The organism is Brevundimonas sp. 357, from assembly GCF_003938605.1.
Taxonomy (GTDB): Bacteria; Pseudomonadota; Alphaproteobacteria; order Caulobacterales; family Caulobacteraceae; genus Brevundimonas.
The window spans coordinates 62,113-85,326 of sequence record NZ_RHWX01000016.1 but is presented as its reverse complement, the minus strand read 5'-3'; the positions used below and the strand labels follow the sequence as shown (position 1 = coordinate 85,326).

25 protein-coding genes are annotated in these 23,214 nt (G+C 69.4%); 4 read left to right on the top strand and 21 right to left on the bottom strand.

Annotation, left to right across the window (positions count from 1 at the left end):
• Positions 1-83: 83 nt before the first annotated feature.
• Positions 84-548: a DUF411 domain-containing protein gene (locus tag EGK63_RS14115; protein WP_054766878.1), complete on the top strand. Its 465-nt coding sequence runs from the start codon at positions 84-86 to the stop codon at positions 546-548.
• Positions 549-564: 16 nt separating this feature from the next.
• On the opposite strand, the gene EGK63_RS14110 is transcribed toward EGK63_RS14115, so the two are convergent.
• The 11 genes from EGK63_RS14110 to EGK63_RS16810 all read right to left on the bottom strand — a co-directional run bounded on the left by EGK63_RS14110 (position 565) and on the right by EGK63_RS16810 (position 11,714).
• Positions 565-1,695, bottom strand: coding sequence for an acyltransferase (locus tag EGK63_RS14110; RefSeq protein ID WP_054765264.1), 1,131 nt, complete (start codon positions 1,693-1,695; stop codon positions 565-567).
• Positions 1,692-1,973, bottom strand: coding sequence for a hypothetical protein (locus tag EGK63_RS14105; RefSeq protein WP_165906619.1), 282 nt, complete (start codon positions 1,971-1,973; stop codon positions 1,692-1,694). Before EGK63_RS14105 ends, EGK63_RS14110 begins: the two co-directional genes overlap by 4 nt.
• 133 nt (positions 1,974-2,106) lie before the next feature.
• On the bottom strand, positions 2,107-2,550 hold the full coding sequence (locus EGK63_RS14100) for a DUF305 domain-containing protein (protein WP_054765262.1): 444 nt from the start codon (positions 2,548-2,550) through the stop codon (positions 2,107-2,109).
• A 148-nt stretch (positions 2,551-2,698) separates the two neighbouring features.
• Positions 2,699-3,610, bottom strand: coding sequence for a cation diffusion facilitator family transporter (locus EGK63_RS14095; protein WP_054765261.1), 912 nt, complete (start codon positions 3,608-3,610; stop codon positions 2,699-2,701).
• Positions 3,607-4,209 carry a cation transporter gene (locus EGK63_RS14090; protein WP_054765260.1) on the bottom strand — a complete coding sequence of 201 codons (603 nt, stop codon included), beginning with the start codon at positions 4,207-4,209 and terminating at the stop codon, positions 3,607-3,609. Before EGK63_RS14090 ends, EGK63_RS14095 begins: the two co-directional genes overlap by 4 nt.
• Complete coding sequence (locus EGK63_RS14085) at positions 4,209-7,430, bottom strand: efflux RND transporter permease subunit (RefSeq protein WP_054765259.1); 3,222 nt, start codon at positions 7,428-7,430, stop codon at positions 4,209-4,211. Before EGK63_RS14085 ends, EGK63_RS14090 begins: the two co-directional genes overlap by 1 nt.
• Before the next feature lie 12 nt (positions 7,431-7,442).
• Positions 7,443-8,642: an efflux RND transporter periplasmic adaptor subunit gene (locus EGK63_RS14080; RefSeq protein WP_054765258.1), complete on the bottom strand. Its 1,200-nt coding sequence runs from the start codon at positions 8,640-8,642 to the stop codon at positions 7,443-7,445.
• Positions 8,642-9,895 carry a TolC family protein gene (locus EGK63_RS14075; RefSeq protein ID WP_054765257.1) on the bottom strand — a complete coding sequence of 418 codons (1,254 nt, stop codon included), beginning with the start codon at positions 9,893-9,895 and terminating at the stop codon, positions 8,642-8,644. The genes EGK63_RS14080 and EGK63_RS14075 overlap by 1 nt, the downstream gene beginning before the upstream one ends.
• Positions 9,896-9,953: 58 nt before the next feature.
• Positions 9,954-10,283, bottom strand: a complete 330-nt coding sequence (locus EGK63_RS14070) for a hypothetical protein (protein WP_243637699.1) — start codon at positions 10,281-10,283, stop codon at positions 9,954-9,956.
• A gap of 130 nt (positions 10,284-10,413) precedes the next feature.
• A complete protein-coding gene (locus tag EGK63_RS16815) occupies positions 10,414-11,067 on the bottom strand; it encodes a class I SAM-dependent methyltransferase (RefSeq protein ID WP_224761335.1) in 654 nt (217 codons plus the stop codon).
• Entirely contained in the window at positions 11,064-11,714 is a 651-nt protein-coding gene (locus EGK63_RS16810; protein ID WP_243637698.1) for a cation transporter, read from the bottom strand. Before EGK63_RS16810 ends, EGK63_RS16815 begins: the two co-directional genes overlap by 4 nt.
• A gap of 72 nt (positions 11,715-11,786) precedes the next feature.
• Here EGK63_RS16810 and EGK63_RS14060 point away from each other — a divergent pair, with 72 nt between their 5' ends.
• Both EGK63_RS14060 and EGK63_RS14055 read left to right on the top strand, forming a co-directional pair.
• Entirely contained in the window at positions 11,787-12,266 is a 480-nt protein-coding gene (locus EGK63_RS14060) for a helix-turn-helix domain-containing protein (RefSeq protein WP_054765254.1), read from the top strand.
• Between the two features lie 41 nt (positions 12,267-12,307).
• Positions 12,308-14,239, top strand: a complete 1,932-nt coding sequence (locus EGK63_RS14055) for a cytochrome c/FTR1 family iron permease (protein WP_054765253.1) — start codon at positions 12,308-12,310, stop codon at positions 14,237-14,239.
• Here the strand turns inward: EGK63_RS14055 and arsH are convergent.
• The 5 genes from arsH to EGK63_RS14030 are packed head-to-tail and all read right to left on the bottom strand — an operon-like array spanning position 14,236 to position 17,323.
• A complete protein-coding gene (gene arsH / locus EGK63_RS14050; protein WP_207896392.1) occupies positions 14,236-15,063 on the bottom strand; it encodes an arsenical resistance protein ArsH in 828 nt (275 codons plus the stop codon). The genes EGK63_RS14055 and arsH overlap by 4 nt on opposite strands.
• Positions 15,063-15,518, bottom strand: coding sequence for a GNAT family N-acetyltransferase (locus EGK63_RS14045; RefSeq protein ID WP_243637697.1), 456 nt, complete (start codon positions 15,516-15,518; stop codon positions 15,063-15,065). Before EGK63_RS14045 ends, arsH begins: the two co-directional genes overlap by 1 nt.
• Positions 15,479-16,558: an ACR3 family arsenite efflux transporter gene (gene arsB, locus EGK63_RS14040; RefSeq protein ID WP_054765251.1), complete on the bottom strand. Its 1,080-nt coding sequence runs from the start codon at positions 16,556-16,558 to the stop codon at positions 15,479-15,481. Before arsB ends, EGK63_RS14045 begins: the two co-directional genes overlap by 40 nt.
• Positions 16,555-16,980, bottom strand: coding sequence for an arsenate reductase (glutaredoxin) (arsC, locus tag EGK63_RS14035; protein WP_054765250.1), 426 nt, complete (start codon positions 16,978-16,980; stop codon positions 16,555-16,557). The genes arsB and arsC overlap by 4 nt, the downstream gene beginning before the upstream one ends.
• A 7-nt stretch (positions 16,981-16,987) precedes the next feature.
• Positions 16,988-17,323, bottom strand: a complete 336-nt coding sequence (locus tag EGK63_RS14030; RefSeq protein WP_054765249.1) for a helix-turn-helix transcriptional regulator — start codon at positions 17,321-17,323, stop codon at positions 16,988-16,990.
• Between the two features lie 137 nt (positions 17,324-17,460).
• Between EGK63_RS14030 and EGK63_RS14025 the strand changes: the two genes are divergently transcribed.
• Positions 17,461-17,754: an AlpA family transcriptional regulator gene (locus tag EGK63_RS14025; protein ID WP_082382641.1), complete on the top strand. Its 294-nt coding sequence runs from the start codon at positions 17,461-17,463 to the stop codon at positions 17,752-17,754.
• Here the strand turns inward: EGK63_RS14025 and EGK63_RS14020 are convergent.
• The 5 genes from EGK63_RS14020 to EGK63_RS14000 form a co-directional block, all read right to left on the bottom strand.
• Positions 17,708-18,961, bottom strand: a complete 1,254-nt coding sequence (locus EGK63_RS14020) for an integrase arm-type DNA-binding domain-containing protein (RefSeq protein ID WP_054765247.1) — start codon at positions 18,959-18,961, stop codon at positions 17,708-17,710. The two genes, EGK63_RS14025 and EGK63_RS14020, sit on opposite strands and share 47 nt — an antisense overlap.
• A 290-nt stretch (positions 18,962-19,251) precedes the next feature.
• Complete coding sequence (gene guaA, locus EGK63_RS14015) at positions 19,252-20,814, bottom strand: glutamine-hydrolyzing GMP synthase (RefSeq protein ID WP_125902020.1); 1,563 nt, start codon at positions 20,812-20,814, stop codon at positions 19,252-19,254.
• Complete coding sequence (locus EGK63_RS14010) at positions 20,811-21,506, bottom strand: 5'-methylthioadenosine/S-adenosylhomocysteine nucleosidase (RefSeq protein ID WP_125902019.1); 696 nt, start codon at positions 21,504-21,506, stop codon at positions 20,811-20,813. Before EGK63_RS14010 ends, guaA begins: the two co-directional genes overlap by 4 nt.
• Complete coding sequence (locus EGK63_RS14005) at positions 21,503-22,798, bottom strand: RsmB/NOP family class I SAM-dependent RNA methyltransferase (protein WP_125902018.1); 1,296 nt, start codon at positions 22,796-22,798, stop codon at positions 21,503-21,505. Before EGK63_RS14005 ends, EGK63_RS14010 begins: the two co-directional genes overlap by 4 nt.
• Position 22,799: 1 nt before the next feature.
• On the bottom strand, positions 22,800-23,198 hold the full coding sequence (locus EGK63_RS14000) for an MAPEG family protein (protein WP_125902017.1): 399 nt from the start codon (positions 23,196-23,198) through the stop codon (positions 22,800-22,802).
• Positions 23,199-23,214: the final 16 nt, after the last annotated feature.

The following is a 23,214-nucleotide window of genomic DNA, read 5'->3' as shown; positions in this document are numbered from 1 at the left end:
AACGCCGGGGCCGCGACATCACGGACGTCGCGGCCCCGCCGTCATCGGCCTAGGCTCCGTGCGTCAGCTGAATGAAGGTTTCCATGACATCGGCCGTATCCGCCTCACGCCGCGCCCTGCTGGCCACCCTTCCGGCCCTCGCCATAGCCGGCTTTGCTCAGGCCGCGCCGGACAAGCGCATGACCGCCTACAAGACCCCCTGGTGCGGCTGCTGCGGCGGCTGGATCGCCCATATGCGCCAGGCCGGATGGACGGTCGAGGTCGTCGAACGCGAGGATCTGGCCCCGATCCGCGCCCGCTACGGCATTCCGGACCGCCTGGCGTCCTGCCATACCGCCGTCGTCGGCGCCTACGCCGTGGAGGGCCACGTCCCGGCCGGAGACATCGACCGCCTGCTCCGCGAACGTCCCACCGCCCGGGCGTTGAGCGCCCCAGGCATGCCGGCCGGTTCTCCGGGCATGGAGGCGGCCGGGCGCGAGCCCTATCAGACCGTTCTGATCCTCGCCGACGGATCGACCCGGGTGTGGGGTCGGCACAACGGCGGCTGACGCCGCCGGCGCGTGATCAGGCGATCGGCCGTTCGCGGCTCACGCCAGGCGCTGGGGTCGTCGATCCCGGCGGATTCAGCCAAGCCTGCACCGGGCGATCGAACCCGTAACGAAACACCGCCGCGCCGACGAACGCCGCCGCCAGACCGACCGCCCAGACGCCCCATCGCATCCCGACGGACCAATTCGCCTGACCGACAGCGTCGAACAGGCCGAACCAGACGATGCGGGTCACCTCATTGGTGAGGAACATCGCGAACGACATCAGGCCGAGATGTTCGATCAGGCGAGACGGGCGCACCACGGGCAAGGCGCCCGCCGCCCAGATGATGATCGTCATCAGCAACAGGGAGGCGAGGCCGAACGGGCCCACGGCCTGAACCAGCGTCAGCGCGGCGAAGGCCCCCAGTCCCAAAGCGCCCGCCACGGCCGGGCGGACATAGAGGCGCGCGCCGACCACCGCAGCGGCCACGCCGAGCAGGAAGAGCGGCAAGGCCCGCAGGAACCCGAAGCGCAGCGGCAGACGATAGACGGGGTCGCCGAGCCAGAAACGGCTCGCGAAGTCGGCGGCCAAAAGCAGGCCGACCGCCGCCAGCGTCGTCGCCCAGGGACGCGCCCACAGCGCCCGGCAGATCCACGGCAGGAGCAGATAGCAGCCGATCAGCGCCGATAACGTCCAGGTCGGTGCGTTCCAGCCGACGCCGCCGGGCACGCCGTAGGCCTGTACGAGCAGAGCCTGGGCGGGCAGCTGCGCCCAGTCGAACCATTGGGGATTGCTCGGCTGGACGCCGGCCAGCGCGGCGGCCGCGACCAGTGCCGCCAGACCGGCGATCACGACCAGATGGGCCGGAAACACGCGCAACAGCCGCTGGCGGGCATAGGCCCCGACGTCCATGCCGCCCGAGGCCAGACGCTCGCCGTAGATCCGGGCCAGCACATAGCCGGAGTCGATGATGAAGAAATTCGTCAGCAGGAACCCCCGGTCGAATACCGGATGAATCTGTCCGAGCGGCAGCGGGGCCGCCTCGCGGAAGTGATAGAGGATGATCAGCGCGCCGGCGGCGAACCGCAGCACGTCCAGCCAGCCGCCGCGCGCGATGCGCGCCGGTCGGCGTGTTGCGGACTCTGCCGAGGCCCGATCGCTCATTCCGCCCTCCCCGCGGCCTGGGGCCGCGCGTTCGAATGGGGATGATAGTGCACGTCCGGGCGGGCGCCGTAGAGGTAGAGCGTCCCGACGATGCACAGCAAGGCCAGGCCGGCGGCGATAATCAGCCCGCCGCGATCCCGGGGGCCCAGGACCAGACAGCCGATCGTCACGACGGCCAACAGCCCGCCGTAGCCGACGTAGAGCGGTATCCCGTAGGAGCCGGACAGGGAGAAGGCCATGCACAGGACAAGGAAGGCTGCGATCAGACTGGCCGCCAACGCGATCAACGCATCAACCGCCGGCCGTGACTTCGGATGTGGGCGCCGGCTCGACCGCCGACGCCCCTTGTAGCGCCCCTCGCGCCAACGGATGCTGCGGCTGCGGACCGTGAAGCGCTTGCCGGCCACGGCGTCAGGGCCGCTCGGGATCGGCCGGCGCATCCTCGTGCCGCGCCAGCATGATGCGCATGCGCACGATCTCGGCTTCCTGGGCGTCGATGATCTCCTGGGCCAGGCCGCGGACGTCCTCCGCCTCCCCTTGCTCGGCGGCGATCTTGGCCATAGCGATCGCGCCCTCGTGGTGGGCGATCATGCCGCGCAGGAAGTCGATGTCCGCGTCGCCGGTGTAGGTGATGTTCATCGCCTGGTGCATGCGGTCGGCGGCCTCGCGATAGGCCCGCGTCGAAGGCGCGTCCGAGGCCGCCTCGTCATGTCCGGCGTGGGCGTCCATCGCCCGCGCCTCGACCGGCGGCAAGGCCGGGGGTTCGGGTGCGCCGCGACGCGACAGCATGCCGAAGGCGAAGGCGGCGAGCGCGAGGAAGACCGCGATCACCGAGATCCATCCGAAGCGTTTCATGGCAGGTTCCTTGAGACTCGAGGCACGAGAGACGCGCGGATCAGCGGGACCGGCGCGAGGACCGGAGCGAACACCTCGCGCCAGTGCTGGACGGACCGACTCTCGGCGCCGGTCATGGCGACGGGCCGGGCGGGTTCGTCGTCGGGGGTCATGCGTGCAGACCTCTCGCGTCGCCACAGGGCTCGAGCTCGGTCTGAACGGTCGTGTGGTGCAGGTCGAAGCGCTCTTCCAGCATCTCGGCGACCGCCTGACGGACGGCGTCGGCGTCGACGCCCTCGACCAGGACGACGTGGACCGTGCAACTGGCCCGATCCGCGCCGGAGACCCAGACGTGGAGATCGTGCAGGCTGGCGACGCCCGGGGTGGCGAGAATGGCGGCGCGGACATCCGACAGGGCCACGCCGCGCGGGGCGCCCTCCAGCAGGATGTGGGTTGTGTCGCGCAGCAGGATCCAGGTCCGGGGCAGGACCCACAGGCCGATGGCGATCGCGACGATCGGGTCGACCCAGCGCCAGTCCGTCACGGTGATGACGACGGCGGCCACGAGGACGCCGAGCGATCCGAGCATGTCCGCCCAGACCTCGAGATAGGCGCCCTTGACGTTAAGGCTGCGATCCTTCCCGCTCGACAGGATGCGCATGGAGATCAGGTTGATGACCAGACCGGCGGCGGCGACGATCAGCATGCCGATCGAGCCGACGGGCTCGGGATCGACAATGCGTTTGATCCCCTCGTACAGAACGTAGCCGGCGACCACGAAGAGCAGCACGGCATTGAACGCCGCGGCCAGGATTTCGAAGCGGCGGTAGCCGAAAGTCCGCTTCTCGTCGGCTGGCCGCTGGCCGATCTTGATCGCCAGCAGGGCGATGGCGAGGGCCGCCGCATCGGTGAACATGTGGGCCGCGTCCGACAGCAGGGCGAGGCTGTTGAACACCAGGCCGCCGATGACCTCGACGATCAGGAAGGTCCCGGTCAGCGCAAGGGCGATACCGAGTTGCCGGGCGTTGGCTCCGGCGGTGTGATCGTGGGCGTGACCGCTGGAATGATCATGGCTGGTCATGAGGCGCGTTCCTGTTCGTGTTCGGAGGCCGTGTTCGCGTCCTTCAGAATCTCGACGCCGCCCTTGACCGCGATGGCGGCGACAAGGACGCCGACGACGAGGTCGGGCCAGGCTTGGTCGAGCCAGAGGACCAGGCCGCCTGCGACGAGGATGCCGCCGTTGGAGGCGAAGTCGTTGAAGCTGAAGGTCTCTGCCGCCTTCATGTTGACGTCGCCGCTATGCTGGCGACGGATGAGTTGCAGGCAGATCAGATTGACCACGGCGGCGGCGAGGGCGAGCGCCATCATGGTCGGTCCGATCGGCTCAGTCCCGGTGATCACGCGGCGGACGCCGTCGACGAGGACGCCGGCGGCGAACAGCAGGAGCATGACCCCGGACGCCCGCGCGGCGCCGCGCTTCCAGGTTCCGGCCCGACCGATGGCCAGGAAACTGATGAGATAGACCGCGGCGTCCGACGCGTTGTCGACCGCATTGGCCAGCAAGGCGCTGGAATCGGCGGTCACGCCGCCGATTCCGAGCGCCGCCGCCAGGCCGGCGTTGAGGCCGAGAACCGTCAGCAGCGTCCGGCGCTGCCGACGGTCATCCTGGGTGCGGGTCATCAGTCCTCGATCCCTTCGTCCTTGCGGTGACGCACCGCCTTGGCCGCGAAGGTCGGGAGGACCAGCAGGGTCAGGGCGGTAGCGGTGATCAGGCCGCCGATGACGACGGTCGCCAGCGGTTTCTGCACTTCGGCCCCCGCGCCGTGGGCGATGGCCATGGGGATAAAGCCGACGATGGCCACCATGGCGGTCGTCAGGACCGCCCGCAGGCGGCTGGACGCCCCTTCAATGGCCGCCTCCCGGGGCGGAAGTCCCGCCTGCAGCCGTTCTCGAATGGCCTGCATGAGGACCAGGCCGTTGAGCGTGGCCACGCCGGAAACGGCGATGAAGCCGACCGCCGCCGAGACGGAGAAGGGCATGCCGCGCAAGAGGAGCGCCAGAGCCCCGCCGACGAGAGCCAGAGGCACGCAGGCGAACACTAGACCCGCCTCGGCGAAGGAGCCGAGCGCCATGAACAGCAACACGCCGATCAGGACGAAGACGATCGGGATGACGAGACCGAGACGCTGTTCGGCGCGCTTCAGGTTCTCGAACTGACCGCCCCAGTCCAGGCGGACGCCCGGCGGGAGCTGGACCTGGTCCACCGACCTCTGGGCGTCGGTGACGAAGCCGCCCAGATCGCGACCCCGCACATTGGCCTGGACGACCATGCGGCGGCTGCCGTCGTTGCGGCTGATCTGGTTGGGCCCCTCTGCGCTCTGGATGCGCGCCACCGACGACAGGGGCACGGTCACGCCGGTCGAGGACACGATCGGCAAGGCCGCCAGCGCCGCCGGATCGTTCCGCGCACCGTCCGGAAGACGGACCACCACGTCGAACCGACGATCGCCCTCGAAGATGCGGCCCGCCTCGGCGCCGCCGATGGCGGCCGAGACCGCCTCGGAGACGTCCGCCGCCGACAGGCCGTAGTTGGCCGCGGCGAAACGATCCACGCTGATCGTCAGCGTCGGCAGGCCGGACGCCTGCTCCACCCTCACGTCCGCGGCGCCGTTGGTCTGACGCAGAGCGTTGGCGACCTGGTCGGCGACCCGCTGCATGGTGGCGAAGTCGTCGCCATAGACCATCACGGCGAGATCGGTCCGCACCCCCGAGATCAGCTCGTTGAAGCGGAGCTCGATCGGCTGGCTGAATTCGAAGTTGTTGCCGATCTGGCGCGACGCGACTTCCTCGAAGCGCTCGATCAGTTCTTCCTTCTCCAGCCCCGGGTTCGGCCAGTCCCTGCGGTCCTTGAGGACGATGACGCTGTCGGAGATGTTGGGCGGCATGGGGTCCACCGCCGCCTCGGCGGTGCCGGTCCGCGAGAACATGGTCTCCACTTCCGGCTGGGCCTTGATCGACCGCTCGATCGCCATCTGCATGGCCAGCGATTGTTCGAGCGACGCGGACGGGACGCGCAGCGCCTGCATGGCGATGTCGCCCTCGTCCAGGGTCGGAATGAACTCCCGGCCGAGGGTGGTAAAGGTGACGCCGCCGATGACCAGGGCGCCGAGGGCCGAGAGCAGCACGATCTTGGGGCGATCGACGGCCATCCGGATGGCGGGCGCGATCCCACGGCGCGCATGGCGCAGCAGGAAGGTCTCGTGCTCGTGAGCGTGGCCGTGCTCGTCGACCTTGATCGTCTTGGGGTCGCGGACCAGGAGCGCGGTCATGGCGGGCACGAAGGTGAAGGAGAAGATGAAGGCGCCGACCAGGGCCAGCATGACCGTCGCGCCCATCGGGATGAAGGTCTTGCCCTCGACTCCTTCCAGCATCAGCAGCGGCGTGAACACGAGCAGGATGATCAGCTGACCGAAGGCGGCCGGCTTGACCATCTGCCGCGCGGCCGCGGCGGCGACGCCGAGGCGTTCACGCCGGGTCAGCATCCGCCCGGCCTCCGCCCGCTTCTGGCTGAGCATCAGCAGGGTGTTCTCGACCACGACCACCGCGCCGTCGACGAGCAGACCGAAGTCCAGCGCGCCTAGGCTCATCAGGTTTCCGCTGATCCCGAAGCGATTCATGCCGATGACCGCGAACAGGAAGCTGATCGGGATCATCAGCGCCGTGATGCTCGCCGCCCGGATGTTGCCCAGCAGCAGGAACAGCACGACGATGACCAGGAGCGCGCCCTCGGTCAGATTGCGCGCCACCGTGCCGATGGTGGAATTGACCAGGGCGCTTCGATCGAGAACCGTCACCGCCTCAATGCCGGGCGGCAGGGTCTTCTGCACCTCCTCGAGCCGGTCGCCGGCCGCCTGGGCCACCGTCCGGCTGTTGCCGCCCGCGATCATCAGGGCGGTGCCCAGAACCGCTTCGTGCCCGTCGCGGCTCGCGCCGCCCAGACGCGGCGCCTGACCGATCTCCACCGTGGCGACATCGGCGACGCGGACGACCAGGCCATTCCGGTTGACGACCGGAGCCTGGGCCAGATCCTCCACCGTCGAGGCCAGGGCGTCGGTGCGAACCGTCAAGGCTTCGCCGGCGCGTTGCACATAGCCGGCGCCGGCCTGGGTGTTAGCCCGATCAAGGGCCTGGATCAGGTCGCCCATGCCGAGGCCGTAGGCCGACAGGCGGGCGGTGTCCGGACGGACCGCATACTCCTTCACATAGCCGCCGACGGTGTCGACGCCGGCCAGGCCGGGCGCCGTGCGCATCTGTGGAGCGATGATCCAGTCCTGCACGGTGCGCAGATAGGTGGCGCGCTGTTGCGGGGTGGTCAGGACGTCGCCCTCGGGCGTCAGATAGGCGCCCCCGGCCTGCCAGCCGGTCTGGCCGGGCTTGGCGAGATTGGCGCTATTGAACGGCTTGTAGTCGACCGTCCACATCAGCACCTCGCCCAGGCCCGTGGTGATGGGCGCCAAGGCGGGCTCGACGCCCTCGGGCATGGTCTCGCGGGCTTGCGCCAGTCGCTCAGCGACCTGCTGACGGGCGAAATAGATGTCCGTCTGGTCGGTGAAGATGACGGTCACCTGGCTAAAGCCGTTGCGGCTCAGCGACCGGGTCGAGGTCAGACCCGGAATGCCGGCCATGGCGGTCTCGATCGGATAGGTGACCTGTCGTTCGATCTGCTCGGGGGCCAGGGCGGGGGCGACGGTGGTCACCTGAACCTGGCGATTGGTGATGTCCGGCACGGCGTCGATCGGCAGCCGTGTCAGTTCGAGAAGCCCGTAGGCCGCGACGAGCGCCGTGGCCAGGACGATGAACCATCGGAATTTGACCGACAGCTCGATGATGAATTTGAACATGCGCGCGTCCCCCTAGTGGCCGTGCTCGGCCTCGCCCTTGGCGAGTTCGGCTTTGAGGAGGAAGGCGTTGGTTCCGGCGACCCGTTCGGACCCGTCGAGGCCACGCAGGATCTCCGTGCGTCCCCCGGCCTGACGGCCGACGAGCACGGGGCGCGCCTGGAAGCCGTTCGGGACCTGAACGAAGACGACGCTGGCGCCGTCCACGGTCTGGATGGCCTCCGTCGGGACCGTCAGCCCGCCGGCGGCCTCGCCGGTCACGATCACGCCGGTGACCGCGGAACCGGCGGGCGGCAGGGTCGCCCCCGTCGGCCGGGCCCGAATCACGGTGGCGCCGCTTTCGGCGCCGGCCCCGGCCGCGACGCCGGTGACGACGGCGTCGAAATCGCCCGCGGGGCTGGAGACCCGCAAGGTCGATCCCGCGCGGACAAGCGCCGCAAGGTGCGGCGGCGCATTGAACACGAGTTCGACGCGGCCCGGGTTTGTCACTTCGGCGATCACGCCGCCCTGCGGGACGAAGCCGCCCGGGCCGACCTGGACGCTGGTGACCACGCCGGTGATCGGGCTGTTCACGCTCAGCCGTCCGGCGGCGTTGGGCGATCCGGCCGCGTTCGACCGCGCGCGCGCCGCGCGGGCCGCCGCCTCGGCGCTCAGCAGCTGCGCTCGGGATGCCTCGACCTCTTGCCGGGCGACGACGCCCTGGTCGGCGAGGTTGCTGTTGCGCTGATAGGCCTGGCGCGCGGCCTCGGACTGGGCCGCGGCCGCGTCCGCGTCGGCGCGGAAGGTGGCCGCGTCGCCGCTCACGAGGCTGGCCAGGGGCTGGCTGATCCGAACGGACTGGCCGGGCGCTACCAGCACCCGTTCCACCCGTCCGCCGACGGAAGCGGCGACGGCGGCGCGGGCGTCGATCATCGGCTCCACGCGGCCGGAGAGCCGGGTTTCGGCGCCGCCGCCCCGGCCCACGCCGACGACGACGAGATTGGCGGCCTGGGCCTGGGTCGCGCTGAGGGCGATGAAGCCCTCCGGAGCCTCGGCCTCGCCTTCGGTGTGGCCGCCCTCCTCTCCGGCGTGACCAGCTTCGCCTTCAGCCGCCGCGCCTTCGGCGGCGGGCGGATCCGACCGTCCCATGGCGAGGTATAGACCCCCGGCCCCGAGGATGACGAGGGCGGCGACCCCGCCGATCAGCAAGGTCTTGTTGGAAGTGCGCGTGCGCATCATTGGGCTCCTTGGAAGGGGGCGCGGCCGTCCTGGCGCGCGAGATCGATTTCCGCGCGAACCCGGGCGAGGCGGGCGTCCACGGCGGCGGTTCTGGCGTTGACCAGGGCGGTGCGGGTCGCGCGAAGCTCGAGCTGCGAGATCCGACCCGCCTCGAAGCCGATCCGCGACAGGCGGTAGGCTTCTTCGGCGGAGCGCACGCCGGCGTCGGCGGCGTTGACGCGACTGACCGAGGCGCGAAGGCGGGCCTGTGCGGCGGCCCGATCCGCCTGGGCCTCCTGGCGGGCGGTCATCAGACGGGCGTCGGCCGCCCTGAAGTCCGCCTGGGCGGCTTCGATATTGCCGCGGTTCCGATCGAACAGCGGCAGGGGCAGGCTGAGGCCGAACGTCAGCGCGGTCGCGTCCTCCGCCTCATAGCGGCGAAGCCCGACGCTGGCGCTCACATCCGGCCGCGAGCGGGTGCGTTCGACCGCGATGCGGCTTTCGGCGGCCGAGCGCTCGGCCTCGGCCACGCGCACCGACGGCGTCTGGTCCGTCGGCGCGAGCGCGGCCGCCGGCGCCTGGTCCAGCAGGCTGGCCTCGATGGTCGTCACCGGCTCGATCAGCATGGCCACCGCCGTGAGCCGCGCGAAGGCGGCGTCGCGTTCGGCGATGGCTTCATCGAGACCGGCGCGCGCGGCGGCCGCTTCGCTCTCGCCCTGGATGCCGCGCAGAAGCGGCTCGCGCCCCTCCTCCACCAGCACCAGGGCGGCGCGGGCGTCGGCCAGGGTAAGGCTCAGATTCTCTTCCGCCAGCGTCGCTCGACGTTCGGCCGCCTCGGCGTCGGCGTAGACCAGCGCCAGCCGTCCGGCGGCGTCGACCACGGCGAGGTCCCGCCGCAGCGACGCGGTCCCCGCATCGGCGCGGGCCGCATTGATCCGGGCCGTACGCCGGCCCCAGAGCTCGAGATCCTGGGTGACCGACAGCGTGGTCTCGGCGTTGTCGTAACCCGAGAAGGGTCCGCTTCCGAACGCATTCTCGGCGTCCAGGGCCAGGGTCGGGTTGGGGCGGACGCGCGCCTGGCGAGCCCGCGCTTCCGCGGCGTCCACGAGCGCCCCGGCTTCCAGGGTCGCAGGGGTCTGATCCAGCCGGGCGAGGAGCTCGGCGAACGAAGGGGCGGGGTCAGCCCACGCGGGGCTGGCCAGCACAGCCGCGAAGGCGGCGAGCGCGCAGCCGACCGCGAAGCGCGGCGGCCGGCGATATGAGGGAGGCATGATTCATCTTCCAGAGGGAGTGACACGAGAGAGCCCGCGCGGACGCGCGGTCGTCGTGTCAGGCTCTGGGCGGTCGGATCAGGCCATCGGGGGCGATGGAGGCCCGCACTTCGCTGATGGGGAAGGCGTGCACGGGTCGCGAATAGACCTGCAGGGGAAGATCGTCCCCCGCCTCGGCCCGCGCGGAGGCGGTGTGATGGCAATGGCCGTGCGCGCAGATGCCGTGTTCGGCGGAGCCGGTGTGATCGCCCTGGCTCGGATCATGGTCGACCGAGGCGTGCGCCGCGGGCGGCTCCGGCATGCAGGTCGCGGCGTCGGCGACCGGCACGACGAAGAAGGCCGCGACCACCAAGGTCGCCGCCAACACCAGTCTCGCCCATGCCGTCATCGACCAGGTCATCGCGGGCTGCATACTTTTGTTCGTTTCGGGGAGCAATGCGTTACACAGTACAGAGCCCCGTCGGACCCGGCCCTGTTCACCTGACAGGGCTCGCAGGACGACTCTCTGCGACGACCCGTCACGGTCGCACGGCCCGGTAGAGGGAGATGGATCCGGTCGGGGTTGGAAACACCGTCGTCTCCTCGATCCCCGTGAACCCGACCTCGGCGAGCAATATCGGGATGACGCCTTCGGCGTTGGGCTGGGTGTCCGCGTAGCCGTCCAGTGTCTGGATAATGCGGAACAGCGCGCGCATCGCGGTTGTCCGTTGCAGGCCGTAGTCGGCGATGTGCAAACGACCGCCGGGCTTGAGGGCGCGCAGGCAGGCGGCCAGACCGGCGCGCTTTTCCGGCAGGGGCAGTTGGTGGAACACCAGACTGGAGACGATCTTGTCGGCGCCGGCGTCGCCGGTGATGCGGGCGACATCCCGCGCGAACCCCTCGACGAACTCGACCTCGGCCCCGAGCGACAGCGTCTTGGCGCGCGCGCGATCCAGAATGTCGCCGTCGGGATCGATCCCCAGCACCTCGCTTGCGGGCGCTCGCCTCTTGATCAGAGCGGCCAGGCTGCCTGTGCCGCAGCCGACGTCGATGATGCGTTCGCCGGCGCGGGGATCCAGCGCCTCCACCAGGGCGCGACGCCAGACCCGCTCCCGCGTCAGCAGGGCGATCGCGGGGTCGCAGACGTCGCTCAGCCAGCTGTGGCCCAGGGCCGGGGTGAAGGTGGTCGTCACCGCGCGGCCCTCAGTTCGGCCTGGGACTGGCGGATGATGGACCACGCCGACTGCAGGAAGACGACCGCCAGAACGGCGCCGGCGATCAGATCCGGCCAGCGCGAGGCCGTGAGCCAGACGAGCCCGCCGGCGGCGGCGACGACCAGGCTTTCGATCAGGTCGTTGCGGGTGCACAGCCAGACGGAGCGGACATTGGCGTCGCCGTCGCGATGGCGCACCAGCAGCAGGGCCGCGACGCCGTTGGCGACGAAGCCGAACAGGCCCAGGCCGGTGATGACCGTGCCCTCCGGCGGCGCGCCGGACACCGCGCGCCAGACGGCGAAGCCGAGGATGAACACCGCCAGCAGCGCCAGGCTCGCGCCCTTCAGGAGCGCCGCGCCCGAACGCACCTGCACCGACTTGCCGATGGCCCACAGGCTGATGGCGTAGGTCGCGCTGTCGGCCAGGAAGTCGAGGGCGTTGGCCCCGAGAGAGGCCGAGCCCTGCACAAGCGCGCCGCCCGCGACGGCGACGAAGGCGACGGCGTTGATGGCGATCACCGCCAGCAGGATGCGGCGATAGGCCCGCGAGGCGCCGTCGAACTTCACCGGCGCGCCGCAGCCGCAGCCCGAGGCGGCAGGGGCGTCCTGGATCAGGGGCTCGGTCATGGGGGCTCCGTGGTGTTCGGAAACCTCTATGCATCCTCTAGCCGCTAGAGGATCAAGCGACTATTTTGACCTATGGCCTCCACCGCCCCCTCCCCGTCCCTTCGCACCATCGGCAAGCTGGCCGCCGCCACCGGCGTGAAGGTTCCGACGATCCGCTTCTACGAACAGATCGGCCTGTTGCCGGAGCCGCCGCGCACTGCCAGCGATCGCCGCCTGTACGACGACACCGCCTCGCGGCGGCTCTCGTTCATCCGCCATGCGCGCCAGCTCGGCTTCGACATCGACTCGATCCGCTCCCTGCTCGATCTGTCGGACCATCCCGACCGCCCGTGCGGCGAGGCCAATGCGATTGCCGAACGGCATCTCGCCGATGTCGCCGAGAAGATCGCCCGGCTCCAGGCGCTCAGGACCGAACTCTCGCGCATGACGGCTGAATGCGCCGGCGGTCGGGTCTCCGCCTGCAAGGTCATCGAGGTGCTGCACGACCATGCCCTTTGCGGTCACGGGCATGACCCCGGCGGACGAGCTTCACTTTCGAGCGCGACACCCTGACGCACCGGTGATAATGCGAGCCGTTCACAGTTGGGCCCGCCATGCGTCATTTCCTTCGGTTGCTGTTCTTGACCCTGCTCCTGGGGACCTCGGCTCCCGTCCAGGCCCAGGCGCCCGCCGCTTCGGAGGCCCAGGTCGCCTGGCGACTGCTGGACTATGTCTCGGTCGATTACGCCGGCGCCGTCGCGAACGGCCAGATCGTGAACCCGGCCGAATACGGCGAGATGACGGAGTTCGCGGGCCAGATCCGCACCCGCATCGACGCCCTGCCCGCGACCACCGGCAAGGCCGCGCTCGTGCGCGACGCCGCCGTCCTGGAGACCAGCATCCGCGACAAGGCCGCGCCGGAGGCGGTCGCCGCCCAGGCCAAAGCCCTCGCCGCGGCGCTGCTCGCGGCCTATCCGAGCCCGCTGGCCCCGGCCTTCCCACCCGATCTCGCCCGGGGCCAGGCCCTCTATCAGGAGCAGTGCGCCGTCTGCCACGGCGTCACCGGACGAGCCGACGGCGAGGGCGCCCAGGGCCTGGATCCCGCGCCCATCGCCTTCGCTGACGTCGAGCGCGCCCGCCAGCGCAGCGTGTTCGGCCTCTATCAGGTGATCGACCAGGGCCTGGACGGCACCGCCATGGCCAGTTTCGCGCATCTGCCGGCGGAGGATCGCTGGGCCCTGGCCTTCTACGTCGGGCGGTTCGCCTTCACCGACGCCGAGGCCGCCGAAGGCCAACGTCTGTGGGAGAGCGATCCGGCGATCCGGGCCGCCTTCCCCACCGTGGCCTCCGTCACCCAGACCACGCCCGACGACCTGGCGTCGCGCATCGGCGAGACCAAGGCCCGCGCCGTCACCGCCTACCTCCGCCGGCATCCGGACGCCGCCTCTCCGGCCTCGGGCGGCGCGCTCACGCTCGCCCGCACACGCCTGGCGGAAAGCCTGACGGCCTACCGCGCGGGCGACCGCAAACAGGCCGCCGATCTGGCGCTCTCGGCCTATCTCGACGGCTTCGAGCCGGTGGAGCCGGCGCTCGGCGCCCGCGACGGCGCCCTGCTGCGCCGTGTCGAAACCGCCATGACCGGCCTGCGGGCCGCCATCGGGCGTGGCGCGCCGACCGAAGAGGTCGAGGCCCAGGTCGCCCGGCTCAACGCCCTGCTCGACACCGCCGAACGGGCCTTGGCGCCGCAGGAGGCGGACAACGTCGCCAGTTTCGCGGGCGCTTTCACCATCCTCCTGCGCGAAGGCTTGGAGGCTCTGCTGATCGTGGTCGCCATGATCGCCTTCCTGCGCAAGGCGGAGCGCCCCGAGGCGCTGCGCTATCTCCACGGCGGCTGGATCGCGGCCCTTCTCGCCGGCGGGGCTACCTGGGCGGCGGCGACCTTCCTGATCTCGATCAGCGGCGCGAGCCGGGAGCTGACGGAGGGCTTCGGCTCCCTGCTGGCCGGCGCGGTCCTGGTCTCGGTCGGCATCTGGATGCATGGCAAGTCCCATGCCGACGCCTGGCAGATCTATATTCGCGACAAGCTGTCCAGGGCACTGTCGGGGCGGTCGGCCTGGCTGCTGTTCCTGCTCGCCTTCGTGGTGGTCTACCGCGAGGTGTTCGAGACCATCCTGTTCTACGCCGCCATCTGGAGCCAGGGCGGCCACGTCGGCATGCTGGCCGGCGCCCTGACCGCCGTCGCCATTCTGGCGGTCGTTGCCTGGGCCCTGCTGACCTACAGCAAGCGCCTGCCGATCGGTCAGTTCTTCTCCCTCAGCTCGATCCTGATGGCCGTGCTTTCGGTCGTGCTGGTCGGCAAGGGCGTCGCCGCCTTGCAGGAGGCCGGCTGGATCGACGTCCACCCCGTCGCCTGGATACCGCGCGTCGAGATCCTCGGCCTCTATCCGACGTTGGAAGGTCTGGCGGTACAGGTCCTGACCGTCGTCGTGCTGGCGGTCGGCTTCCTCCGGTCCGGTGGCAAGCCGAAGACCGCCGCTGCGGCCTAGGGCTCTCCGACCCCAACCGTTCCGGAACCGTCCTGAAGGAGCGCTCGGGCTGACCTGGGAACGCAGCAGGGGTCTGGCCGCGCGATGGCGATCGCCGACAGGTCATCGGCTGGGTTGATCGGCGTGCTCGCCGCCTTGCGCTCGGAGTAGCGGTCGACCAGCCGGGCGGCGTGGGGCCGGGTCAGGATGGTGAAGCGGACCAGCTCCTCCATCACGTCGACGATGCGCTCATAGTAGGCGGAGGGCTTCATCCGCCCGGCGTCGTCGAACTCCTGGAAGGCCTTGGCCACGCTCGATTGATTGGGGATGGTGATCATCCGCATCCAGCGGCCGAGCAGCCGCAGGGTGTTGACGGCGTTGAAGCTCTGGGACCCACCGGAGACCTGCATGACGGCCAGGGTCCGGCCTTGGGTCGGGCGCACCCCGCCCATGCTCAGGGGCAGATGATCGATCTGCAGCTTCATCAGGCCCGAGACCTGGCCGTGCCGCTCCGGGCTGCACCAGACCATGCCCTCGGACCACAGGGCGTGCTCGCGCAGGTCGCGCACCGCCGGATGATCGTCGTCCCCCGGCAAGCCCGGCAGAGGGAGGTCCGACGGGTCGAAGATGCGGGTTTCGCATCCCATCCACTGCAGCAGGCGGGCCGCCTCCTCGACGCAGAACCTCGAGTAGGACCGTTCGCGCAGCGATCCGTAGAGGAGCAGGATCCGGGGCCGATGATCGTGCGGCCCAAGACCGCGAGCCGGATCGGCCGACAGATAGGCCTTGTCCAGGGCCGGCAGGTGATCCGGATCGGGCAGCGCTCGCAGGCGGGCGAAGGTCATCAGAGGTCCTTGGTCAGATAGGCCGCCGACGCAGGGCAGAGCCCCGCGAACTCGCGGGTCCGCCGGATCGTCTCGGGCGCCGTCTGGCGGTTGGCCGCCCGGTAGCCGTGCCGGGTGAAGAAGGGTTCGGCCGTCGTGGTGAGCAGATGCAGGCGTGCGCCGCCCAGGTCGGCGGCGACGATCTCGGCGGCGGCCAGCACCCGACTTCCCAGGCCGCGCGCCTTCCGGTCGGCGAGCACCACCAGGGAGCGGAGCAGCAGGTCGCGCCCCTCCCCTTCCAGCCCGACGTAGCCCACGACGGCGCCATGGTGAGCGGCGCTGAAGTAGCGGCCGGCGTCAGGCGCGGGCAGGCCTTCGGCCCGCAGCGCGGCGATCAGGCCGGCTTCAGTCGCCTCGATCAGATACAGGACCACCATCACCCGGCGTCCGCCGGCGGGACGGTGTCCTGGAACCACCGCCGGCCCATCCAGAGAGCGACCGACACCAGCAGGATCAGCACCGGCACCTCCACCAGCGGGCCGATGACGGCGGCGAAGGCGACCGGCGAGGCCAGGCCGAACGCCGCGATGGCGACCGCGATCGCCAGCTCGAAATTGTTGGAGGCCGCCGTGAAGGCCAGGGCCGTGGTGCGCGGGTAGTCGGCCTCGATCAGCTTGCCCATCAGGAAGCTGACGACGAACATGACGAGGAAGTAGATCGTCAGCGGAATGGCGATGCGCAGGGCGTCGAGCGGCAGGGCCACGACCTCTCCGCCCTTGAGGCTGAACATGGCCACGATGGTGAAGAGCAGCGCGATCAGGGTGATCGGCCCGATGCGCGGCAGGAAGCGGCGCTCGTACCAGTCGGCGCCCTTGCGGGCGATCAGGCTGCGGCGGGTCAGGAAACCCGCCAGAAATGGAACGCCGAGATAGACCAGCACGGCTCCGGCGATGGTCCAGACGCTGACGTCCACCACGCTGCCCCGCAGGCCGAACACCGGCGGCAGGACGGTAAGAAAGAACCAGGCGTAGAGGCTGAAGAACAGGATCTGGAAGATCGAGTTGAAGGCCACGAGACCGGCCACATACTGGTTGTCGCCCCGCGCCAGCTGGTTCCAGACCAGCACCATGGCGATGCAGCGCGCTAGGCCGATCAGGATCACGCCGGTCATGTACTCCGGCTGATCGCGCAGGAAGATCACCGCCAGCGCGAACATCAGCACCGGCCCGAGAACCCAGTTCTGGATCAGGGACAGGGCCAGGACCCGCTTGTCGGCGAACACGCGCGGCAGGGCCTCGTAGCGGACCTTGGCCAGCGGCGGGTACATCATCAGGATCAGGCCGATCGCGATCGGGATGTTGGTGGTCCCGACCGAGAGGCTGTCGATCCAGGCGGGCAGGCCCGGCACGACGGTTCCGAGCAGGACGCCCAGCGCCATGGCGGCGAAGATCCACAGCGTCAGCCAGCGGTCGAGGAATGAGAGACGGCGCGGCGAAGCGGCGGGCGCGTCGATCATCGCGCCACCCGCCGGCCGTCGGCGTCGATGACGACCTCTCCGTCTTCCTTGGTGAAGGGCTTCAGGTTCTCGGTCGGCAGCAGGTCCAGCACGGCCTCCGACGGGCGACACAGGCCCACGCCCAGGGGGCTGACGACGATCGGTCGGTTGAGCAGGATCGGATGGGCCTCGATCGCATCGAGCAGTTGCTCGTCCGTCAGGCCTGGGGCGTCGAGACCCAGTTCGGCGAAGGGCGTGCCCTTTTCCCGCAGCAGGTCGCGCAGCGGGGCGCCGGTCCGCTCCGCCAGCCAGGCGACCATGGCGCGCGACGGCGGGCTTTTCAGATATTCGATGACGTGGGGCTCGATCCCGAGGTGACGGATCAGCTCAAGCGCATTGCGAGACGTCCCGCAGGTCGGGTTGTGGTAGATGATAATGTCCACGGCGGCCTCAGGAGCAACACGGCGCGAGTTCGGCCAACAACGGCTCGCACAGGTCCGCTCTGCCCCCACAGCAATCCTTGAGCAGGAACAGGACCAGGTCACCAAGCCTGTCCAGGTCGGCCCGATAGATGATCGACCGGCTGCGACGCTCCGACTTGATCAGCCCGGCCCGCGTCAGGACGCCCAGATGGGACGACAGCGTGTTGGCCGGGATGGCCAGATGGTTGGAGATGTCACCGGCCGCCAGACCGTCGGGCTCGTGGCGGACCAAAAGGCGAAACGCCTCCAGTCGCGTTGATTGCGCCAAGGCCGCAAGAGCGAGAATCGAGGCTTCGGTTTCCATATTTCTGAATTATTAGAAATATGGAAATATTCAAGCCGCTCATCCTCACATAGGCCGCAAATCTACGGTGGAGAGGGTACGGCTAGGCCTGTCGCAACCTTTCGAGTTCGATTCCCCGCATCAAAGCGGAGATATCGATGGCCCAGCGCAACCCACCCCTGCCCCGCACGATCAAGAAGCCTGAATTGCACCAGATGGTGCCGCTCGCCGACAGCACCATCTGGGAGATGGAGCGCCGGGGCGAGTTTCCGAAGCGGTTCCTCCTGACGCCCCGCTGCGTGGTCTGGGACCTGGCCGAGGTCGAGGCCTGGCTCGAGCGCCGCCGCAACCAGCCGATCCGCCGCGCGGCGCCGCCCGACGTCCGCCGACGCATCAGCCGACCGGTCAGAACTTCGGATCGAAGCGAGGTCCCTCTCCCTCCGGCACACTGAGTACCGGCGTGAACGTCCGCCCGGCCTCCCAAGCCTCGACCGCGTCTGACCACTGCTGCGCCATGTGCCGTCGCTGCATCTCGAACTCCGCCTTATTGTAGACGCCGCGCGACGACCGCTCCTCGTGAGCCAGGCCCTTCTCGATCCAGTCCGAGTTGAACCCCATCTCATGCAACAGGGTCGAGGCCGTCCGTCGCAGGTCGTGCACGGTGAACGGCTCCAACGGCAATCCCCGCTTCTTCGCCAGCTCGGCGATGGCGGAGGTCACACGATTGAAGGTCGCCCGCGACATCGGCGCGTCCGCGTCGTAGCGGGAGGGCAGGATGTATTTGGAGTTTCCGGCGCAGGTCTTCAGGGCGATCAGGATGTCGAGCATCTGGGTCGACAGATAGACGTTGTGGGGCCGAGAGCGCTTCATCCGCGCGGCCGGGATCGACCAGACGGCGTTCTCGAAATCCACCTCCGGCCAGACGCCGTCCTGCAGTTCGCTCTTTCGCACCATGCTGAGCAGGATGAACTTCAGCCCGAGCCGGATGGTCGGCAGGGTCGCCACCTCTCCGAGAAGCCCCAGCATGATGCGGATCTCGCTCGGTGACAGGCTGCGGTCACGCGGCCGGAAGGTCGCGATCGACGCCGGCCCGACGCCGTCCGCCGGATTATCGATCTTCTCGCCGTGCAGGATCGCCCAAGCGTAGATCTGCTTGACGATGTCGCGCACATGGATCGCCGTCGCCGGCGCGCCGCGGTCCACGATGGTCTTGCAGTGCGCCCGGATGTCATCGGGAGTGATCTCGCTGAGCAGGCGGTTTCGCCACTGCGGCAGCACCTCGCGATTGAAGATCGACCGGCGCATGTTCCGGGTGCTGTCCGCCATCGGGGCGGTGTCCATCCAGCGCTGGGCGACATGCTCGAAGCTGCGCGCCTCTTTCAGACGACGCTTGGCGCGCTGCTTCTCCAAGGCGGGCGACACGCCGTCCGCTATGGTCCGCTTGATCTCGAACAGGCGTTCCCGCGCCTGCGACAGGCTTAGACCGCCCCGCCCATAGCGCCCCAGGGTGAGCGTCTCCCGCCGACCGTTGAAGCGGTAGTCGTAGCGGAACGAGATCGCGCCGCCTGGCGACACATAGGCGTAGAGGCCATCCCTGTCGGTACTCTTGTAAGCCTTTGATTTGGGCTTCAAATTCCTCAGAGCGGCATCGGTAAGCACGGTAAAATCTCCTCGCACCGGACAGGCCCGGAAATCGGCGGTTCGAGGTCGATATTTTCTCGCCTTTTCAGCGTCTTGCGTGAAAAGAATACCGTCATCGGCTCGCCGTGGCCCAGACGGTATGAGCCGGAATCCACGGGAGCAACGGAGCGCGATACCGTCAGACAGGTCGGCATCACGAAAAAAAGACCCTCCGAAAGGCTCCGAAGGGTCTCGACAGAATTCACTTTTGCGTCAGTAACTTATGTCGCACATCGGAAGCGTTCTCGAAAGCTCTCGAAAGGCCCGAATTATTCCCACTCGATGGTGCCGGGCGGCTTGGACGTCACGTCGTAAACCACCCGGTTGACGCCGCGGACTTCGTTGATGATGCGCGTGGCGGTCTTGGCCAGGACGTCCCACGGGAACTGGTAGAAGTCGGCCGTCATGCCGTCGGTCGAGGTGACGGCGCGCAGGGCCAGCACCTTTTCATAGGTGCGGGCGTCGCCCTGGACGCCGACCGTCTTGACCGGCAGCAGCACGGCGAAGGCCTGCCAGATGTCGTCGTACAGGCCCGCCTTGCGGATTTCGTCCAGATAGATGGCGTCCGCGTCCTGCAGCGTGGCGACCGCCTCGGGCGTGATCTCGCCGGGGATGCGGATGGCCAGGCCCGGTCCGGGGAATGGGTGGCGTCCTACGAAAGCGTCTGTAAGTCCCAGTTCGCGGCCCAGGGCGCGGACCTCGTCCTTGAACAGTTCACGCAAGGGTTCGACCAGCTTCAACTTCATGAAGTCCGGCAGGCCGCCGACGTTGTGGTGGCTCTTGATCACGTGCGAGGGGCCGCCGGTCGGGGAGACGCTCTCGATCACGTCGGGATAGAGGGTGCCCTGGGCCAGGAAGGCGGCGCCTTCGATCTTGGCGGCTTCACGGTCGAACACCTCGATGAAGACGCGGCCGATGGTCTTGCGCTTGGTCTCCGGGTCCGAAATCCCGGCCAGTTCGCCGAGGAATTCCTTAGACGCATCAACGTGCACCAACGGGATATTGTAGTGCTCGCGGAACAGTTCCGTGACCTGTTTGGCCTCGTCCTTGCGCAGCAGGCCGGTGTCGACGAAGACGCAGGTCAGCTGGTCGCCGATCGCCTCGTGGATCAGCACGGCGGCGACCGATGAGTCGACGCCGCCTGACAGGCCGCAGATGACCTTGGCGTCGCCGACCTGTTCGCGGATCTTGGCGATCTGCTCGTCGCGATAGGCGGCCATGGTCCAGTCGCCGGTCAGGCCCGCCACCCCGTGGGTGAAGTTCTTCAGCAGCTGGGCGCCGCGCGGGGTGTGAACCACCTCGGGGTGGAACTGCACGCCGTAGATCTTGCGCGTCTCGTCGGCGATGGCGGCGAAGGGCGCGCCTTCCGATGTGGCGATGACGTGGAAGCCTTCCGGCAGGGCCGTCACGCGGTCGCCGTGGCTCATCCACACCGGCTCGCGGTGATCCAGGGCGCCGATGCCCGCGAACAGGGGGCTGTCCTTGGTGATGACGATCTCGGCGCGGCCGAACTCGGCATGGTAGCCGCTCTCGACCTTGCCGCCCAGCTCGGCGCAGATCAGCTGCTCGCCGTAGCAGATGCCCAGGATCGGCGCGCCGTAGTCGAAGACGGCGTGGTCGACGCGCGGGCTGTCCGCCTCGGTCGTCGAGTTGGGGCCGCCCGACAGGATGATGGCCTGCGGCTGCATCGCCTTAAGGGCCTCGCCGGCCTTGTTGTAGGGATGGATTTCGCAATAGACGCCGGCCTCGCGCAGGCGGCGCGCGATCAGCTGCGTCACCTGACTGCCGAAATCGACGATGAGCACCTTCTGGTGTTGGGTCGGCTGGGTCATGAGGTCGAATCCGGGGCGAGCGATTGGGCGAGGGTTTGGCCCTGAAGGGCCGGAATTTCAAGGGCGGAGAGGCCGTGATCCGTCAGCACCGCGATCAGGCCGTCGATGGCGCCAGCCAGGTTCTCGTCCACCAGATGCAGGGTCGAGGTCCAGTCGTGCAGGCCCGTCAGCTCGGCCTTGCCGTCCGACACCCCGCGCAGCGCGACCAGCGGCAGGCCGAAGGTCTGGGCCGCGCGGACCAGCGCCCACGTCTCCATGTCCACCATCTCGGCGTCGATGGCGTCATAGGCGGCGCCCGAGACGACGTTCCCGCCGGTCGACAGACGCGCGGTCGGCACGCCGGGAATGGGGCACGGCAGCGGCAGGACGGCGGGCATGTCCAGCAACGGCGTCACGCCTTTGGGGAAGCCCAGCGCGCTGGCGTCCATGTCGCGATAGGCCACGGACGACGCCTGATAGACCGCCGCATGATCCAACACGCGCGACCCGCACGATCCCAGCGACAGGATCAGGTCCGGCGCCTCTCCCCGCGCCTCCAGCCGCGCCAGCGCCGCCGTCAGGGCCACCGCCCCCTCGACCGGACCGATGCCGGTCATCAACGGGTCGATGCGGGCGCGCAGGTGCTCGCCGTATTCCGCCGGGGCCGCCATCACCGGCAGGACCGTGACGGCCCCATAACGCTCCAGCCTCACGAAGCGCGCTCGAACAGGGCGATGAAGAAGCCGTCCGTGCCGGTCGCGGCGGGCGACAGACGCAGGCGGTTTCCTTGCGCCAGGGCGGTCAGGCGCTCGCGCCCCGCCTCGGTCAGGTCCGCGCTGTGCGCCGCATCGGCGACGGGGACGGGCTTGAAGTCCGGGTGCGCGGCCTCGAAGGCGGCGGCGGTCGCCTCATTCTCCGCGCCCAGCACCGAGCAGGTGACATAGGCCAGACGACCGCCCGGCCGCACCAGCTTGGTCGCCTGCCCGAGAATGCGCAGTTGCAGCGCGTGCAGACGAGCCACTTCCTCAGCCGTCAGCCTCCAGCTGTCCTCCGGCCGACGCCGCCAGGCGCCCGAGCCCGAGCACGGCGCGTCGACCAGCACCACATCGGCCTGACCGTTCAGATCCTCGACCCCGCCGCCGTTCGTACCCAGCAGGCGCAGGTCGGCCTCCACGCCGGCGCGGGCCAGGCGCGGCTTCACATTGTCCAGACGCTTGGCCGAGACGTCGCAGGCGATCAGCGATCCCTGCCCCTGCATGGCCTGCACCAGACCCAGCGTCTTGCCGCCGCCGCCCGCGCAATAGTCCACCACCGTCGCGCCGGGGAAGGCGCCGGACAGCCAGCCGACGACCTGGCTGGCCTCGTCCTGAATCTCGAAATGACCGTTCTGGAAGCCGTCCAGCGGCTGCACGTTCGGCGCAGGCTCGGCCTCCAGACGCAGGCCCCAGCCCGACAGCTCCGTGCGCTGGGGCGACAGGCCGGCGTCGCGCAGTTCGGTCTCGACCTCCTCCATCGTGGCGCGAAGCGAGTTGACCCGCAGGTCCACCGGCGCGCGACCGCTCAAAGCTTCGACCTCTTCGCGCCAGCGGTCGCCGTGGACCGCCTTCAGGTCCGCCGTCACGAAGTCCGGCAGGGCGACCTCGGCCAGATCGACTGCGTCCTCGCCCGCCATGACGCGGCCGCGCTCATGCTTGGACAGGGGACGCGGGCCATAGCCTTCGCCGTTGTAGAGGCCTTCGATCTCCTCCAGCGTCGCGCCGTCCAGCACCGACAGGGCGCCGACGATCAGGGCGCGTCCGTCCTGACGCCCGCCCATGAAGGCCGACAGGCGGCCGCGCGCGCGCAGCACCTGATACACGCGCTCGGCGATGGCGCGGCGGTCGCCCGAACCGGCGTAGCGGTTCTGCTGGCTCCAGGCCTTGAGCACGGCGTCGGCGGGCTGGCGGCCCTGCGAGATGCTGTCGATGATGGCGGCGGCGGCGGCCAGGCGGGCGGCTGGGGTCAAATCAGACTCGGATGAAAAGGGCCAGAAGGCACATGGCCAGTCCCGCGAGCGAGACCAGCCACACCAGCGACCGGATATAGGGAACGCCCAGGGCGTACAGCGGGATATAGGCGACGCGCGCCCAGAAGTAGAGGCCTGCGCCCCAGGCCGTCAGCGCGCCGGTTCGATCAGCGACCTGAGCAATCAGCACGGCGCCGATGAACAGCGGCAGGGTCTCGAACAGATTGGCCTGCGCCCGCTCAAGACGGCCGACGACAGGGCTGCGCGCCTCGGGCGTCGTGTCCCGCGCCCCGGCGTTCCACGACAGGCCGAACTCGCGCGTCCGGGCGAAGGCGGGCAGCAGAATCTGGACCAGGGCGAGCACCAGCGTCGCCGCCAGATAGGTGAGTTCAGTCGTCACGCCCGTCTCCTGTTCC